13 protein-coding genes and 2 tRNA genes are annotated in these 16,660 nt (G+C 35.9%); 9 read left to right on the forward strand and 6 right to left on the reverse strand.

All coding sequences use genetic code 11. The features are described 5' to 3' along the window. Positions 1-123: 123 nt before the first annotated feature. Positions 124-1,047, forward strand: a complete 924-nt coding sequence (locus CLV90_RS06300; RefSeq protein ID WP_243835272.1) for an AraC family transcriptional regulator — start codon at positions 124-126, stop codon at positions 1,045-1,047. 2 nt (positions 1,048-1,049) lie between these two features. Here CLV90_RS06300 and cysS read toward each other — a convergent pair whose 3' ends face one another. Together cysS and folE are read right to left on the reverse strand one after the other, a co-directional pair. Continuing rightward, positions 1,050-2,528: a cysteine--tRNA ligase gene (gene cysS, locus CLV90_RS06305; protein WP_133686623.1), complete on the reverse strand. Its 1,479-nt coding sequence runs from the start codon at positions 2,526-2,528 to the stop codon at positions 1,050-1,052. 14 nt (positions 2,529-2,542) lie between these two features. After that, positions 2,543-3,223 (reverse strand): GTP cyclohydrolase I FolE, encoded by a 681-nt coding sequence (folE, locus tag CLV90_RS06310; protein WP_133686624.1) that lies wholly within the window; start codon positions 3,221-3,223, stop codon positions 2,543-2,545. A 134-nt stretch (positions 3,224-3,357) separates the two neighbouring features. On the opposite strand from folE, the gene CLV90_RS06315 reads away from it, so the two are divergent. Together CLV90_RS06315 and CLV90_RS06320 are read left to right on the forward strand one after the other, a co-directional pair. Continuing rightward, on the forward strand, positions 3,358-5,160 hold the full coding sequence (locus CLV90_RS06315; protein WP_133686625.1) for a T9SS type B sorting domain-containing protein: 1,803 nt from the start codon (positions 3,358-3,360) through the stop codon (positions 5,158-5,160). Positions 5,161-5,284: 124 nt separating this feature from the next. Beyond that, positions 5,285-6,721, forward strand: a complete 1,437-nt coding sequence (locus tag CLV90_RS06320) for a T9SS type B sorting domain-containing protein (protein ID WP_133686626.1) — start codon at positions 5,285-5,287, stop codon at positions 6,719-6,721. A gap of 48 nt (positions 6,722-6,769) precedes the next feature. Here the strand turns inward: CLV90_RS06320 and CLV90_RS06325 are convergent, their stop codons facing one another. After that, a complete protein-coding gene (locus tag CLV90_RS06325; RefSeq protein ID WP_133686627.1) occupies positions 6,770-8,275 on the reverse strand; it encodes an OmpP1/FadL family transporter in 1,506 nt (501 codons plus the stop codon). A gap of 33 nt (positions 8,276-8,308) precedes the next feature. Beyond that, positions 8,309-9,622 (reverse strand): hypothetical protein, encoded by a 1,314-nt coding sequence (locus tag CLV90_RS06330; protein WP_133686628.1) that lies wholly within the window; start codon positions 9,620-9,622, stop codon positions 8,309-8,311. A 138-nt stretch (positions 9,623-9,760) separates the two neighbouring features. On the opposite strand from CLV90_RS06330, the gene proS reads away from it, so the two are divergent. The 4 genes from proS to rpsT all read left to right on the forward strand — a co-directional run bounded on the left by proS (position 9,761) and on the right by rpsT (position 11,798). Beyond that, on the forward strand, positions 9,761-11,236 hold the full coding sequence (gene proS, locus CLV90_RS06335) for a proline--tRNA ligase (protein WP_133686629.1): 1,476 nt from the start codon (positions 9,761-9,763) through the stop codon (positions 11,234-11,236). Positions 11,237-11,314: 78 nt separating this feature from the next. Beyond that, positions 11,315-11,386 (forward strand) — tRNA-Glu (locus CLV90_RS06340). A gap of 41 nt (positions 11,387-11,427) precedes the next feature. Then, positions 11,428-11,499: transfer RNA gene (locus CLV90_RS06345), tRNA-Glu, on the forward strand. Between the two features lie 47 nt (positions 11,500-11,546). After that, positions 11,547-11,798 carry a 30S ribosomal protein S20 gene (gene rpsT, locus CLV90_RS06350; protein ID WP_036152561.1) on the forward strand — a complete coding sequence of 84 codons (252 nt, stop codon included), beginning with the start codon at positions 11,547-11,549 and terminating at the stop codon, positions 11,796-11,798. Positions 11,799-12,730: 932 nt separating this feature from the next. Here the strand turns inward: rpsT and CLV90_RS06355 are convergent. Further along, positions 12,731-13,408 (reverse strand): hypothetical protein, encoded by a 678-nt coding sequence (locus CLV90_RS06355; RefSeq protein ID WP_133686630.1) that lies wholly within the window; start codon positions 13,406-13,408, stop codon positions 12,731-12,733. A gap of 192 nt (positions 13,409-13,600) precedes the next feature. Next, positions 13,601-15,247 carry a transcription termination factor Rho gene (gene rho / locus CLV90_RS06360; RefSeq protein WP_133686631.1) on the reverse strand — a complete coding sequence of 549 codons (1,647 nt, stop codon included), beginning with the start codon at positions 15,245-15,247 and terminating at the stop codon, positions 13,601-13,603. Between the two features lie 195 nt (positions 15,248-15,442). On the opposite strand from rho, the gene CLV90_RS06365 reads away from it, so the two are divergent. Together CLV90_RS06365 and CLV90_RS06370 are read left to right on the forward strand one after the other, a co-directional pair. Then, complete coding sequence (locus CLV90_RS06365; RefSeq protein ID WP_133686632.1) at positions 15,443-15,853, forward strand: DUF4293 domain-containing protein; 411 nt, start codon at positions 15,443-15,445, stop codon at positions 15,851-15,853. Positions 15,854-16,117: 264 nt separating this feature from the next. Beyond that, complete coding sequence (locus CLV90_RS06370) at positions 16,118-16,615, forward strand: DM13 domain-containing protein (protein WP_133686633.1); 498 nt, start codon at positions 16,118-16,120, stop codon at positions 16,613-16,615. The last annotated feature ends 45 nt before the right edge of the window (positions 16,616-16,660 follow it).

Raw genomic sequence — 16,660 nt, forward strand, 5'->3', positions numbered from 1 at the left:
CTCAGTTTTTGAAATTATCTGACGCATTCTACGAATAGTGTGAACTATTCTATCATTTAATGATATTATGATTTTTTTAAGTATATTTTTTTGTAAATTCCTTAAAATTAAATCAATATAAGTGTGATTCGTTTAGCTGAGAATTTCTTAAAAGGAAGACGTTTAGAGACCATGGTAGAGAACCAAACCTCTTATACGATGAATAATGCGGCTATGCATGTTTTTGAAACTCATGAGCAAGCTGCAAGTGTTCTTTTAAAATTTGAACAGCCTGTTTTGGCGAGTATGATTCAAGGAAAGAAGATCATGCACTTGCGCGATTATGAATCTTTTGATTTTTTGCCAGGTGAATCTTTGGTTTTACCGGCGAATGAAGGTATGTGTATTGATTTCCCCGAAGCAATGGCGAAGAACCCAACTAGATGTTTGGCAATGGCTATTTCTGAGGATAAAATAAATAAGGTATTGCAATTCATGAATGAGAACATGCCTAAAAGTAATAAGGATGCATGGGAATTAATGGATTACAATTTCCATTTTGTAAATGACAGAGGCATATTTCAAATTATACAGCGGCTTTTATTTCTGTTTTCTGAAGAGCACCCATCTAAAGATTTGTTTGTAGATAATATGTTGCGTGAATTAATCATTAGAATTCTACAGACTAATGAGCGAAAAATTTATAGCAATGCTACTTTATCGGTTAAAAAAGAAAGTAGGCTAACAGAAGTTATACGTTACATTAGAGATAATGTACATAAATCTCTAAGCGTAGATAGTCTTAGCAAGATAGCTTGTATGAGTCCGTCTCATTTTTATAGAACCTTTAAACTAGAGTTGGGTATCTCTCCGGTAGAGTTTATAAATAACGAGCGCATAAAATTAGCTGTTGGTTTATTGCAAGATCCCAAGCGTAGCATCAAAGATGTATATCTCGATTGCGGATTTGAAAGTAGATCTTACTTTAATAGAGTTTTTAAAACAAGGCAACAGATAGCTCCTGGTGAATACCAGTCTAAAATTCAGAAATCTAGATTTTTAGATTAAACTTAAAGACTATACGTAGTACCTTCTTTACCGTCTTTTAATTGAATACCTAGTGCTGCTAATTGATCACGTATTTGATCAGATGTGGCAAAATCTTTATTCTCCCTTGCTGATTTACGTAATTCGATTAATAACTCAACTACACCACCTAATTTTTCGGTATCGGCATCAGAACTACTTTTATTCTCCAAACCTAAAACATCAAAAACGAAACCGTGTATGGTGTTCTCCAATTCAAGTTTGTCTTCTACGGTAATAGATTCAGTACCTTCTTTAATAAGGTTAATGTGCTTAACGGCATCAAAAAGTTTCGCAATTAAGATGGGCGAATTAAAATCATCGTTCATGGCAGCATAGCAAGATGCTTTCCAAGCTGCAACATCAAAATCGGTAGTCTTACCGGTGTTCAAAGATTTTAGTGAATTAATAGCTTCCATCAATTTATTGAAACCTTTTTCAGATGCCAATAATGCATCATTACTCATATCTAAAATACTGGTATAATGTGCCTGCATCATAAAAAAACGCACCATAGAAGGGGAGAAGGGTTTGCTAAGAATCTCGTTTTCACCAGAAAATATCTCACCTGGTAAAATACTGTTACCAGTAGATTTGGCCATTTTTCTTCCGTTTAAGGTCAACATATTGGCATGTAACCAGTAGTTTACAGGACTTTGACCATTACAAGCTTCGGCCTGAGCTATTTCACATTCGTGATGTGGAAATTTAAGATCCATGCCACCACCGTGTATATCGAATGTTTCACCTAAGTATTTTGTACTCATGGCGGTACATTCTAAATGCCATCCTGGGAAACCGTCGCCCCATGGTGATGGCCATCTCATGATATGCTGTGGTTCTGCTTTTTTCCATAAAGCAAAATCTTGAGGATTATGCTTGTCGTCTTGAGCAGCAAGATCACGAGTATTAGCGATCATGTCTTCAAGCTTACGGCCGCTTAATTTACCGTATTCATACTCTTGGTTGAACTTAGCGACGTCAAAATATACAGAACCATTAGTTTCATAGGCAAATCCTTTTTCAAGAATATCCTTAATTATTTCAATCTGTTCTATAATATGACCTGTAGCAGTGGGTTCAATGCTAGGTGGTAAGAAATTAAATTTCTCTAATATATTATGAAAGTCTACAGTATAACGCTGTACAACTTCCATTGGTTCTAGTTTTTCTAATCTTGCCTTTTTTGCAATTTTATCTTCGCCATCTTCCGCGTCATCAACTAAGTGGCCGGCATCGGTAATATTACGAACATAGCGTACTTTGTAGCCAAGATGTCTAAAGTATCTGAAAATCATATCAAAAGACATGAAAGTTCTACAGTTTCCTAAATGTACATTGCTGTACACGGTTGGTCCACAAACATACATGCCTATATGGCCTTCGTTTATGGGTTTGAAAACTTCTTTTTTTCCTGATAAGGAATTGTATACTTTAATTTCCTGATTTTCGTACAATTGCATGAAGCTATATGCTATTAAAAATGAGTGTCTAGGTTAAGGTAGTTCAAAAACTCGCGGCGTACCAATTCTTCTTTGAATTTACCGCCGTATTCGGCAGTAACGGTACTACTATCAATATCTCGAATTCCTCTAGAATTTACACAAAGGTGTTTTGCATCAATAACACAAGCAACATCTTCAGTACCTAAGGCTTTTTGTAATTCTCTGACAATTTGAATGTTTAAACGCTCTTGAACTTGAGGACGTTTGGCATAGTAATCAACTATACGGTTCATTTTAGAGAGACCTACAACGGTACCGTTAGAGATGTAGGCAACATGAGCGCGACCTACAATAGGTAGTAAATGATGTTCGCAAGTAGAATATAAAGTAATGTTCTTTTCAACCAACATTTCACCGTACTTGTACTTATTGTCAAAAGTAGAAGCTTTAGGTTTTCTAGCAGGGTTTAAGCCACCGAATATTTCGTTCACGTACATTTTAGCAACTCTATTCGGAGTTCCTTTCAGACTATCATCGGTTAAATCTAAACCTAACGTAAGCATGATTTCGCGTACGTTTTCGCGAATGCGTTCAATTTTTTCGGCATCATCCAAATCAAAAGCATCTGAACGTAATGGAGTATCTTCTGATGTGGAAATGTGATCGTTTCCTAATTCATCAAATTGATTTTCCAGTGTATCCTCAATTTTCATTTTTTCAATCTTTTAGAAGCTGCAAAGATATACAATATGTGCCACTTTATAACTAATAACGGGCATTACACAACATAAATTAGCCATAACGTTAAGGTCTGGTTAATTTTATTTTTGCAAATCAGAAGTTCCCTATGATCAAGTATGGTATATCGATTTTATTAATGTGCTTTTTTGGCATCTTCGCCTGTTTTGCGCAAGTAGCTGCCGATTGCTCCAATGCTGTACCTATTTGTTATAATACACCGGTAAACGGTGGTACTGATGGGTACGGTATCGATGATTTCAACGGAGCTACTATATCTGGCTGTATTACGCAAGGTAGTGGTACTATAGAAACAAATTCTGCTTGGTACAAATTTAAGATAGGTGAAATAGGTCAATTAGGTTTCAATATCGGATTTGATACTACAGAAGATTGGGATTTTGCCTTATATAGAACAAATGATTGTAATTCATTAGGTGAGCCTGTTCGATGTAATTACTTCGATAATTCTGATGATAGTAGTTTTATAGGGGTGGGAGAAGATCCTACAGGCATAGATAATATACAGTATGATGATTGGTTAGGTGTTGAACCTGGGGAAGAATATCTATTGATGATCAATAATTTTAGTAACAATAATTCAGGATTTTCTATTCAGTTTTCAGGAAACATATTTGTTGAATTTCCAAATTCTGCTCTAGATTGTGATATTATAGATAATTTATTAGGCCCACCAATTATAGCATGTGATAATGATACGGTAGTTTTAGATGCGACCACTATCGATGCTTTAGATTATGAGTGGTACTTAGATGCTGGTACAGGTTATCAACGCATGCCTGGGGAAAATGATCCAGAACTTTCTATTGCTGTTTCTGGTATGTACCGTGTTTTAGTAGTGCGACCTTTAGGTAATAATTTAATTAGCGAAACCCAAGTCGCTTATGCACCTTCGCCAGAAACCTTTTCTTTAGAAGATGAAACGGCATGTTTAGATGGCACAGCTATTGATTTTAATGCTAAAGATGCTGAGGCTTTAGGGTCTCAGAGTCCGTTAGATTTTAGAGTGTCATATCATGAAAGCTTTGAGGATGCTTTTGATGGTGCCAACGCACTTTCAAAAGAATTTATTCCAACACAAGTTTTGCAAACGATATATGTAAGAACAACATCAATAGAAAACTCAATGTGCTTTGATGCTTCTGAAACTTTTGAGGTAAACGGAATTGAATTACCTGTTTTAGATTTTGAGACAGAAGTATTTATTTGTGGCGACGAACCTATTGTAACTATAGGGCAGCGTATACCGGATAGCGATTTTACGTATGAATGGAGCTCAGGGCAAACCACTTCTTTAATTACAGTTGCAGAGCCGGGTGTATACACCTTGTCTGTGACTAATATTCAAGGATCAATACAATGTATAACTGTTAGGTCGGTTACTGTGGTTTTTTCTAGTCCGCCAATAATTTCAGATATTACTATTGAATATGAAGATGATGCTTCGAATGTGGTCAATGTTTATCTAGAAGAGAATGGAGATTTTGAGTTTCAAGTTGATAATGAAACGCCACAGAATAGCGGAGTATTCAATAATCTATTCCCTGGTGAACACACGATTACAGTTCGTGATGTCAATGGTTGTGGTGCTGATTCTAGAGATATTGTAGTGGTCGGATTTCCAAAGTTTTTTACTCCCAATGGAGATAACGTAAATGATACTTGGAAAGTAGACGGCTTGTCAGCCCTAGATAATCCTGTGATAACGATATATGACCGCTATGGTAAATTACTGTATCAAATATTCGAAAATTCAGCGGGTTGGTCCGGTTCTTTTAATGGTACGTTATTGCCAGAATCTGACTATTGGTTCAAACTTACCTACACCAATTCTTTAGGCGAAAATACAAACGCATCTTATATCAATAATCACTTCTCTTTAAAGCGTTAAGCCTATTCTTTAGGCGTAAAAAGTGTATTTTATCGATTAAACGCAAGAATATCCGTTATAAGATACTAAAGCAGGTCATGTGTAGTTATAATATACATCACGTATACTAATAAGCTACACTTTTATGAGAACACTTCTTTGTTCTATATGCTGTTTGTTTCTTTTTTATTGGAACTTAACTGCACAAAATTCAGCCGATTGTAGAACGGCAATACCAGTTTGTGCCGATCAACCTATTATGGGTCTTGCCGGTGGAACTGGTGATGTTGATGATTTTGATCCAGACGTAATACTGCAAACTGGTTGTTTAGAGAAAGGTAGTCTTTCTAACGCAAATATTGAGTTTAATACTTCTTGGTTCGTTTTTAGGGCTGGTACAGGTGGTCAAGTAGGTTTTGATATTGAAGCTTTGGCAACTTCGGGCTCTACACCAACTGCCGAGTGGGATTTTGCTGTTTATGGTCCAGATGTAGATTGTGCCGATATTAGTAATGGTACAGCACAACCAATTCGTTGTAATTATGAGGTTAACGATACTAATTTTACGGGACTAGGGGTTAACCCTGAAAGCGGTGAAGAAGGTCGTGCATCATTAACGGGTAGTCAGAACACTTATGATGAGTATTTGGATGTAATACCTGGTGAAATTTATTACATATTGATAAATAATTTTGCCGATAATTTTACCGGAGACCCTGAACCTTTTATGCTAACCTTTACAGGTAGTTCAGTAAACGATAGTCAAGAAACTGCTTTAGATTGTACTTTGCGTGACGAGTTTTTAGGATTGGATATCATTGCTTGTGAGGGTGATGACCCAATAACGATTAGTGCATTAAATTCACCTGCAGGGGCGGATATTGCTAGCGTAGAGTGGACGGTTGATTATGAAGATGATGGGGTGGTAGATGATACCCTATCCGGTTCTGGTGATTTTGGAGCGGAATTGGTTATTATTAGTCCTAATTCTGGTCGATATTTTGCTACAATTACTACCATAACCGGTACACCACCAACAGTGGCTGATGATAGTGGGGTTTTAGTCACCTTTTTTGGAACACCTATTTTAGACCGTGTAGAAACATTGGATAGTAACCTATCTATTGATCCTGATCAAAATAATATTGAATTTTTTATTGAAGGTGATGGAGATTATGAATATGCCATTAACGACGGAACTTTTCAAGATGATGCTGTATTTATGAATGTACCTCCGGGATTGAATACGGTTATTATTAATGATAAGAACGGATGCGGAATTACCGATCCTATAGAGTTCTTGGTAGTCGGATATCCTAAATTTTTTACTCCAAATGGTGATGGAATAAATGATGATTGGAATGTAGAGGGAATTGAAACACTAAACAATCCTGTTGTATATATTTTTGATCGATATGGTAAGTTGTTAAAGCAGCTTGGCGCAAATGATAGTTGGGACGGAAATTATAACGGACAGCAAATGACTTCCACAGATTATTGGTTTCGTTTTGAATATGGTGATATGGAAGATAATCTACTAGTAGCAAAAACCAGAAAGACACATTTTTCATTAAAAAGATAAAAAAAGGGGAGCAAATTGCTCCCCTTTTTTATACCTACTTTTTTAATTCTAAAAATTTATCGTGTAACTCAATGTCGCATTGGTCATACTTCTATCTATTATGGCAGGTGTCATAATACCAGCATTGAATAGTCTTTCGCTAATATCTTGTTGAGAGCGGCTTAAAGCAAAATCTAATTTACTTCCGCCAAAATTATAACCAATTCCACCAGAAACAGCGTTTAAATCGCCAATGGTGTTTCCGTTTGCATACGGACTCTGTTCAAATCGATACCCTGCTCTTAGGCTTACTTGTTGAATTCTATACTCACCACCAAGTCTAAATGTAGAAACAGCACCTAAATCACTCGCAATTTGAGAATTCACGGTCTGAAAACTAGGGTCGTTTGAAGGTCTTAACTCTGAATTTGAAAAATCTTGGTAACTATAATCGAAACTTAATAATCCGTCTTTTGCAAATATTACAGCTAAGCTACCCGTAGCCTTAGCCGGAGTTTTAATTGTATATCTTTCGAATAAATTCACCACATTAAAATTGATGAAATTAATATCTTCATCAGCTAAATCTGAATTTATACGTTGAGAAAAATCATCTTCTAAATGATACCAAGTTGGCGATTGGTAACTACCACCTAATCGTACATTCTCATTCAATTTCGCAATTGCGCCTAAACTAAAAGAGAAGCCATTACCTTCTGTCTGTAGATAGTTGTCAAAAGTTGTTCTCTGAATTTCAGAATTGGGTAAGTACCCACCTTCACTAAATTGATCATATTGTGTGTAAAGAACGCTGTGAAAATTTAAAGAAGCTCCCAAATAAATATTCTCTTTGTACTGTGAAGCTGCGTTAATGGTGAACTTACTATTGTAACCAGTAGTTCTTCTTAAGAAATCTTGATCAACGGTATCATAAAGAGTGTTACTAGTATAACTTGTAGTATTGTCATCTTCAGTTTCTGGATCAAGAATACCACCATAGTAGCCTAAAAATGTTTGTTGGTCTCTAAAACCTTGTGCTGAACCAATATCAAGATATGCTTCTTCTAGAAATTCGTTGTCTTGTAAAAGAATAGATCCAAATGGTGTACCCTGTGCATATTCAGAAAAATAACTATCTATACCTTGATTGCTACGACCTGATACATAATATTCATTGTCGAAATTATTTACCAAGTCATAATTGAAAGCCAGGGTAAATTTTTTCCAATCAGAATTTAAATCTGTATTTTTAAATACAAATGCACCACCTAATTGATTCAATTCGACGTTATTATCTTTAGTATTTAAAACGTTACCAAAATAGCTGGCATCATTACTTGTATTGTAGTTTGATCCCGAAATTGTAAAAAGGCTATTATTGAAAACTGCTGACCCTGCGGGGTTTACATTCAATGACGATAAATCTCCGCCTAATGCGCCAAATGCGCCACCCATAGCTTGAAAACGGGCAGTACCTTGAAGGTTTTCTGTGCCATATCGCAAGGCTTCGTTTATGTTTTGTGCACTACCAACAGCACATGCCACTAGTAATACAAAAGTTAAATATCTTTTCATAGCAATGATTCAATTTTAAGGTAAGTTTAAATTTTAATTTCTTCCACGGCTGCTACTTCTACTAGAAGAGCCAGAGGATCTTGATGAAGAACCGCTGCTTGAACTTCTAGAGCTGCTACCTGAGCTTCTGTAAGAACTACCGCTTGAGCTACTTCTGCCGGAGCTATAATTGCTACTTCTAGAGCTACTTCTGCCAGAGTTGTAGTTACTGCTTCTAGAACTGCTGCCAGAACTTCTACCTGAAGAATAACTTCTTGAGCTGCTTCCAGAATTTCTGTAAGTGGAAGTTCTTGGTACCGCAACTCTGCTGCTTGATCTTGCCGTGCCAGAACTATAAGTTCTAGGGCTGCTACTATATCTGCTGCTATAGTTTCTTGAAGAGCTACTATATCTTGGTATGGCTCTTGTGCTTCTACTTGTTCTATAGGCTCTGTTTTGATCTACCCCTATGGTTCTTCTTGTAGTCGAATTGCCAGAATAAGTTCTTGAACTACGTGTGTTTGCCGAACTTCTAGCTGTGGTTGAACGTGCAGTACTATTTCTATATCTTGGTGAATCTCCTCTTGTATTTACATTGGAACGCCCTCTTGCTGCTGTTGAAGAGATGCCGCTGTTATTTGAATTTGTTCTCGTATAATTTCCTCTTCTTGAATTGTTAACTGCATAGCTTCTGTTCGTGAAACGGTTGTTTCTATTATAATATCTGTTACCGTAACCATAACCATAACCATAATTAAAGCCATTACCATATCCCCAGTTATTCCAACCATTGCCCCAATTATTCCATCCGAAACCAAAACCGCCATATCCCCAGTTGTTCCAACCGAATCCGAATCCGCCATAACCCCAATTGTTCCATCTGTTCCATCTATTCCATCCCCATGGTTGACCCCAGCCACTACCATAAAAACCTGCATAACCAACATTGTTCCAGCCCCATCCGTAAAGACCACCGTTGTTCCAGTTATTCCATCCGTTATTATGAATGTAAATGCTTACATCAGCATTATTACTTCCCCAGCTGCCATAACCTTCATAGTCATTTGCAGTGGCGTAATAATCTGTTAATTGATCTTGTTGAACATCTTGATTTAAATCATTACTAGAATAAGAATCTACATCAGTAAAAATTTCTTCATCTAATATTTCGCCATATTGATTTGCTTTTTCACCAAAATAGTTCGTATAAGTATCCGTTTCAGGATTATTCTGTGTATAATTTCTTTGTTGAGGTTGTCTTTCTACCGTAGTTGAAGCATCATCAGGATAAATGCCATCATTATCGTAGTAAGATGATTGTTGATATGAACCGCAAGAAGCTGTAATAACAGCTAAGGTTACCAACATTGTTATGTTTCGAAGTTTGTTGTGGGGTATAGAATATATCATCGGATCAAAATTATATTGTTGAACATATTAAAAATAACTAGTTTTACTCAATTATTATATACTAATATTCACAAAATTTGTGCCAAAGTCCAGATAATGAGTAAAAATTTGACGAAGAGAAGCGAGGATTATTCCAAATGGTATAACGAATTAGTGGTTAAGGCAGATTTAGCCGAAAACTCTGGTGTACGAGGCTGCATGGTAATTAAACCATATGGTTATGGTATTTGGGAGAAAATGCAAGCAGGTTTAGATAAGATGTTTAAGGAAACTGGTCATGAGAATGCTTATTTTCCGTTGTTTATACCTAAATCATATTTAAGTAAAGAGGCAAGCCATGTTGAGGGTTTTGCTAAAGAATGTGCTGTAGTTACGCATTATAGGTTAAAAAATGCTGAGGACGGAAGCGGTATAATCGTAGATCCAGATGCTAAATTAGAGGAAGAACTAATCGTTAGACCTACTTCTGAAACCATCATTTGGGATACCTATAAAAAATGGATACAGTCTTATAGAGATTTACCATTGCTTATTAATCAATGGGCAAATGTTGTTCGCTGGGAAATGCGTACGAGATTGTTTTTGAGAACGGCAGAGTTTTTATGGCAAGAAGGCCATACGGCGCATGCAACCGAAAAAGAAGCAATTGAAGAGGCAGAACAAATGATGAACGTTTATGCCGATTTTGCAGAAAACCATATGGCGGTACCTGTTATAAAAGGTACTAAAACAGAAAGCGAACGTTTTGCAGGTGCTATTGAAACGTATTGTATTGAAGCTTTAATGCAAGACGGTAAGGCGTTACAAGCTGGTACTTCTCACTTTTTAGGTCAGAATTTCGCAAAAGCCTTCGATGTTAAATTTGCAACTAAAGAGGGTGGTAAAGAATATGTTTGGGCTACCTCTTGGGGAGTTTCAACACGATTAATGGGGGCATTGATCATGACACATAGTGACGATAACGGATTGGTGATTCCTCCGAAATTGGCACCTATACAAGTTGTTATTGTGCCAATTTATAAAGGATTAGACCAATTAGATCAAATTTCTGAGACGGTTAATCCGTTAGTGAAAGAATTAAGAGCTAAGGGTATTTCTGTAAAATTTGATAATAGAGATACGCACAAACCTGGTTTTAAATTTAATGAGTATGAGCTTCGCGGAGTACCGGTAAGGTTGGCCATTGGACCAAGAGACCTTGAAAATGGTACTTATGAGCTGGCTAGAAGAGATACTTTGCAAAAAGAGACCGTTGCGGCAACAGATGTTGTTGCTAAAATTGAGTTTTTGATGGAAGATATTCAGCAGAATATGTACCAAAAAGCACTTGATTATAGAACTAATCATATTACTGAAGTAAATTCTTACGATGAATTTAAAAAAGTTTTAAAAGAAAAAGGTGGATTTATTTCTGCACATTGGGACGGTAGTAAAGAGACTGAAGAACGTGTTAAAAATGAGACAAAGGCAACTATACGTTGCATTCCCATCGATGCAAAAGAAGAAGAAGGTACTTGTATGGTAACGGGTAAACCGTCAAATAAAAGAGTGTTATTTGCTAAAGCTTATTAATTTTTTTAAAAAATAATAAGTAGGTGTTGTGATAGTAAAAAATATTTGTATTTTTGCATCCGCAATTGCGCAAAGTATGGTCCGTTCGTCTAGGGGTTAGGACGCCAGGTTTTCATCCTGGTAACAGGGGTTCGATTCCCCTACGGACTACTAATTAAACCGTTGGATGTATTTCCAAGTATTGACATAATGGTCCGTTCGTCTAGGGGTTAGGACGCCAGGTTTTCATCCTGGTAACAGGGGTTCGATTCCCCTACGGACTACAAAATTAAATGGATGTAAATCCGAAAATATTATAACAAAGAATAAAATGGCAAATCACAAGTCGGCATTAAAGAGAATTAGAAGAAACGAAGCGGTTCGCTTGCGTAACAGATATCAGCATAAAACTACACGTAATGCTATCAAAAGATTGCGTGCAGAAGAATCTAAGAAAGATGCAGAGGCTCTTTTTCCAAGTGTTGTTAGTATGATCGATCGTTTAGCTAAACGTAACATTATACATGATAACAAAGCTGCCAACTTAAAAAGTAAATTGGCAAAGCACGTAGCTGCGTTGTAAATTTCTGCTATTATAATATTTTAAAGCCTTCCAATTTGGAAGGCTTTTTTTGTTGCTATTTTTTTAATAATGACATAGCATCAAGATTCGAAATCTTACTATGTAAGGTAAAGGTGACCACCAAGTATTCAGATGTACATAACTACCTCGCTGCATTGAAGTAATTTTGCTATTATGTATTCTCAAAAACTAACAAGACATTTCGAGTAAAGAATAAATAGTTAGCATTTCTAAATTTTTATTTAAACGCAAGTCTTCTGCCCTTTAAAAACCCTACGATTAACAAAGAATACATAATAACAATAAGAGCTCTTAAAATTGATCGCAACCCGTAAGTTTCCCAAATTTGGTAGTCAGTGTAACCTATAATGTATATAATGGGAAATACAGAGTAAAATGAAATTAATGAAATGCTTACCCAAAACATTAAATTGTGTGGTTGTATTAAATTATGATTTTTTTCTTTTATGTCTTTAAAGTACAACGCAACACAAAACACTAAAATGTAAGATCCAATACCTAGCGCATAAAAAAGATTTGTGTCTAAAGGGTTTTGAAATTGTGCGCTAATAACGTAGCTCGTTAGCATTATAAAAGTTCCGTAGGTTATCCACTTTTTATACTTGACATTTGCTATAAGCTTCCGGTAAACGTGATAAAAGAAGCAAAAGAAGATAATGGCGTATATATTGTAAATAACATCATTATAATTGCTGTATTTCATTTCGTTGAAAAATGATATATCATCATAAGTTCTAACGAGATAACCCAGTATTTCATTAAGTAGGGTGTAGGTAATTATCATTGGAAAGTACTTTAGCGCTGTGTCGTAATACTTACGGTAAGTCGATAGTGAGACAAACAGGGTCAACGCATATATTAGCATATAATAGTTCTCCTGAACAAAAGTCCAAATTTTCATGAATTATGGATTAAAAGTCAGTTTTTGGAGGCGGTCCACCTTGTCCGAAATTAAAAGCAAGACTTTTGCTGCCTTGTAGGCTGGAGTTTAAAGTGAAAGTAGGAGCGAAACCTGCATAAGCGTTTTCTTTTTTATTAATGTGGTTTCCTAAACCGTCTTTCATATTGGCTTTCCAGTCTTTAATAAGTTCAGCTTTGCCGTTTTCACCAATATAGAAGCCATAATTAATACCACCATCTTCTAGTGTAGGTACCATAAATATGCTGTTCTGTCTTTTGTGTATAACCGGTTTTCCGTTTGAAAATTTTTCTTCGTTAGGGTAATTGGCAAAATATAATCTTAGCTTGGTAATCTTGTGAACACCAGCTGCAGCTGCCTCTTGATCTAAATAAGCCATATATTGTTTGAGTGTTTCGTAGTCAAAATCTACAAAACGAGATGCTTCAAATTTTTCTTCTGTCGGTCTTTTTTGGTTTTCGTAATCTTCAATAATTTGTACCCTATGTTGGGAGTAGTTATCATAAATTGCATCAGCTTGTTTTAATGAAATGATGTGGTCTGGAGCTTTGACAATTGTTGGCTCAATAATTTCATCTTTCTTTTCTTTCTGCTGTTGATTGCAGCCAATTACTGATGAAATCAGCATTATGCATAATATTTTACTGATGATAGTGGTCGGTCTTTTCATTTTCTAAGGATTAAATTAGTAATACGAAAATTGGTAAAAGACTGGGGGAGAGTTCTTTTCTAACATGTTAAAGATATTAAAAAAATAATAGCGGTGGGTATAATGTATTGAGCATCAATAAGAATGCTTAAAACAAAAAAAATCCCGATTTTATCTAAAAATCGGGATTTTAAATTATTTGTTAGAATTGGTCTATTGATTCATAGTCATCAAGAACTCTTCGTTGTTTTTAGTTTGTTTAAAGCGTTGTTCGATAAACTCCATCGCTTCTACCGGGTTCATGTCTGCAAGGTACTTACGCATGATCCACATGCGTTGTAGCGTCGCTTCATCTAATAATATGTCGTCTCTACGTGTACTAGAAGATGTAAGATCAATGGCAGGGAAAATTCTTCTGTTTGCAATCTTACGATCCAATTGAAGTTCCATGTTACCTGTGCCTTTGAATTCTTCAAAAATAACCTCGTCCATTTTAGATCCAGTTTCTGTCAATGCAGTAGCAATTATCGTAAGAGAACCACCACCTTCAATATTACGGGCAGCACCAAAGAATCTTTTTGGCTTGTGTAAAGCATTGGCATCGACACCACCACTTAATACTTTACCAGATGCTGGTTGTACTGTATTGTATGCTCTTGCCAAACGTGTAATCGAATCTAGAAGAATTACAACATCGTGACCACACTCTACCAAGCGCTTAGCTTTTTCTAAAACAATATTAGCGACACGTACGTGCTCTGTTGGTTCTTTGTCAAAAGTTGAAGCTACAACTTCGCCGCGTACATTACGTTGCATGTCGGTAACCTCTTCTGGTCGTTCATCAATTAATAATATAATTTGATAAACTTCTGGGTGATTCGCAGCAATACCATTGGCAATATCTTTTAAAAGCATGGTTTTACCAGATTTTGGTTGAGATACGATCATACCTCTTTGTCCTTTTCCGATAGGGGAGAACAAATCGATAATACGCGTCGATATTGAGCTTTGGCGTTCTGCCAAATTAAATTTTTCTTGTGGGAATAACGGAGTCAAATGCTCGAATGACACACGATCGCGAACTATTTGTGGGTCTATTCCGTTAATTTTATTCACCTTAATAAGTGGAAAATACTTTTCTCCTTCTTTTGGGGGTCTTACGTTACCTAATACGGTATCTCCTGTTTTTAATCCGAAAAGACGTATTTGCGATTGGGAAACATAAATATCATCAGGTGATGATAAGTAGTTGTAATCAGATGAACGTAGAAATCCGTATCCATCTTGCATGATATCTAAAACACCTTCACTGGCGATAATAGAGTCAAACTCATACTCAGGTTCTTTATACCTATTCTTTAGATCTTTGTCAAAATTACTTTTGTCGTGAGTCGGTCTCGGATTAGGTTTATTTTTATGATTGTTGTTCTGAGGCGAATTCTTTTTGTTAGGCTGGTTTGCAGCTTTTGGTCTTGGTCTTGGCCTTTTTTGTTCAACAGGTTCCTTAGAAACACTTTCTTGAGAATTTTCTGTTTTAGCTACATTGACCTTTGCAGGTGCCACCTTTTCTGCAGCCACTTTTTCTGGAGCTTTAGTTTCTTTGTTCGTATTTTTTTCAACACGAGGTCTAGGTCTTGGCTTTGGCTTCGGATGCGGTTTTTCTGCAGAAGGTTTACTAGCTACTTCCGTGGTTGCAGGAGCAATCGCCGCAGCAACTTTCGGATTCGCAGCTTGTACGTCCAAAATTTGATAAACTAAATCTAGTTTTTTTAAGGTTTTGAATTTGGGAACCTTAAGTCCTTTCGCAATTTCCTGTAATTCAGGTAGCTTTTTTGATTTTAAATCTGAAATCTCAAACATTAAGTAGTAGAATAAATTATAAGTAGTTTGTATTGTAAGAAGTAAATATTAATTTGGATAATCTATAGGAATGTTTTCCTTGATTGGTAGGTGTTATGACGTGATAACGTAGCAATATTACAAATTATTTTGAATAAAAGGGGTATATTTTTTGAAAAGACATGTATTTTTGCAGTGTAAAGTGGTAATTAATTTATGATTCAAAGAATACAGAGCCTTTATTTGATAGTTGTAGCAATACTTACGGGTATTCTACCGTTCTTCTTTAACCTATGGATACATGTAGATGGTACTGAAGTATTTGCAAATAATGAAATGCTTATTTCTATTGCCTTTTATGTAAGTACTGTTCTAGCAATATGGGCTATGGTACAATTTAAAAATAGAAAATCTCAGTTTGTAATAAACAGGCTGAACATGATATTGAATGTTTTTTTATTAGGATTTTTCGTTTACCGATCACTAAACTTATCCGGAGAGACTTTGGTTTCTGAGAAGGGTATTGGGATGCTGATTCCAGTATTTTCTATCATTTTTTTGGTTCTTGCTAACAAGGCTATAAAAAAGGATGAAGATCTTGTAAAATCTGTTGATCGCTTGCGTTAAACCTATAATCTTAGTAGTATTAGTGCGTTAAAACCCGGGGTAGTTTCCGGGTTTTTTTATGTCCTTACTTTTTAAACTAATAACACACCTTTCTTTAATTATCACAGAAACATCGCAGTTTTTCTATCTGCTGTGATACACTCTTTACTTTTTCTTGAATTCTTCGTGATACCACATTTCTATGTTTGTCCCAAGAAACAGCAAGGCTAACGATAGTCGTTAGTTACACTGTTTTATAAACTAAACATTTTAAAAATTACGATTATGAAAAACAGAAAATTTACTCTTGTAGTATTAGCTAGTGTTATGACAACTTTCTTTATCAGTTGTTCAGATGATGATGGTGAAGTAGTGACAGTTACTGAAACTGTAGTTGAAACAGAAACGGTAGAAGTAGATTCGTCATTACCTGTCGGCGATTTAATGGTAACCTTAAGTGGTAACCTAGTTGCAGAGAGTGGTACACCAACACAAGGCTTAGTAGAGGTAGGTGTCGATACCAATGATACAAATTTTGTTCGTTTTGGAGATGATTTTACTACTGAATTAGGTACTGGTACAGTTGGTATCTTTTTATCGACTTCTGCAGTTTTTACGCCAGATCCAGCTAACGGAAATCCAGATTTAATGCTTATTGGTAATGTAGCCGATAACGGTGAGATGTTTATTAAATTGAGCGAAACACCCGATGCTAAATATACACACATTGTTCTTTGGTGTGCTACAGCTAACATACCATTTGGTAATGTTGCTTTAAACTAATATAATTTTTACTGCCTTTGGGAATAGAGACACATGATTCTGTTT

It is taken from the genome of Maribacter spongiicola, assembly GCF_004364165.1.
GTDB lineage: Bacteria > Bacteroidota > Bacteroidia > Flavobacteriales > Flavobacteriaceae > Maribacter > Maribacter spongiicola.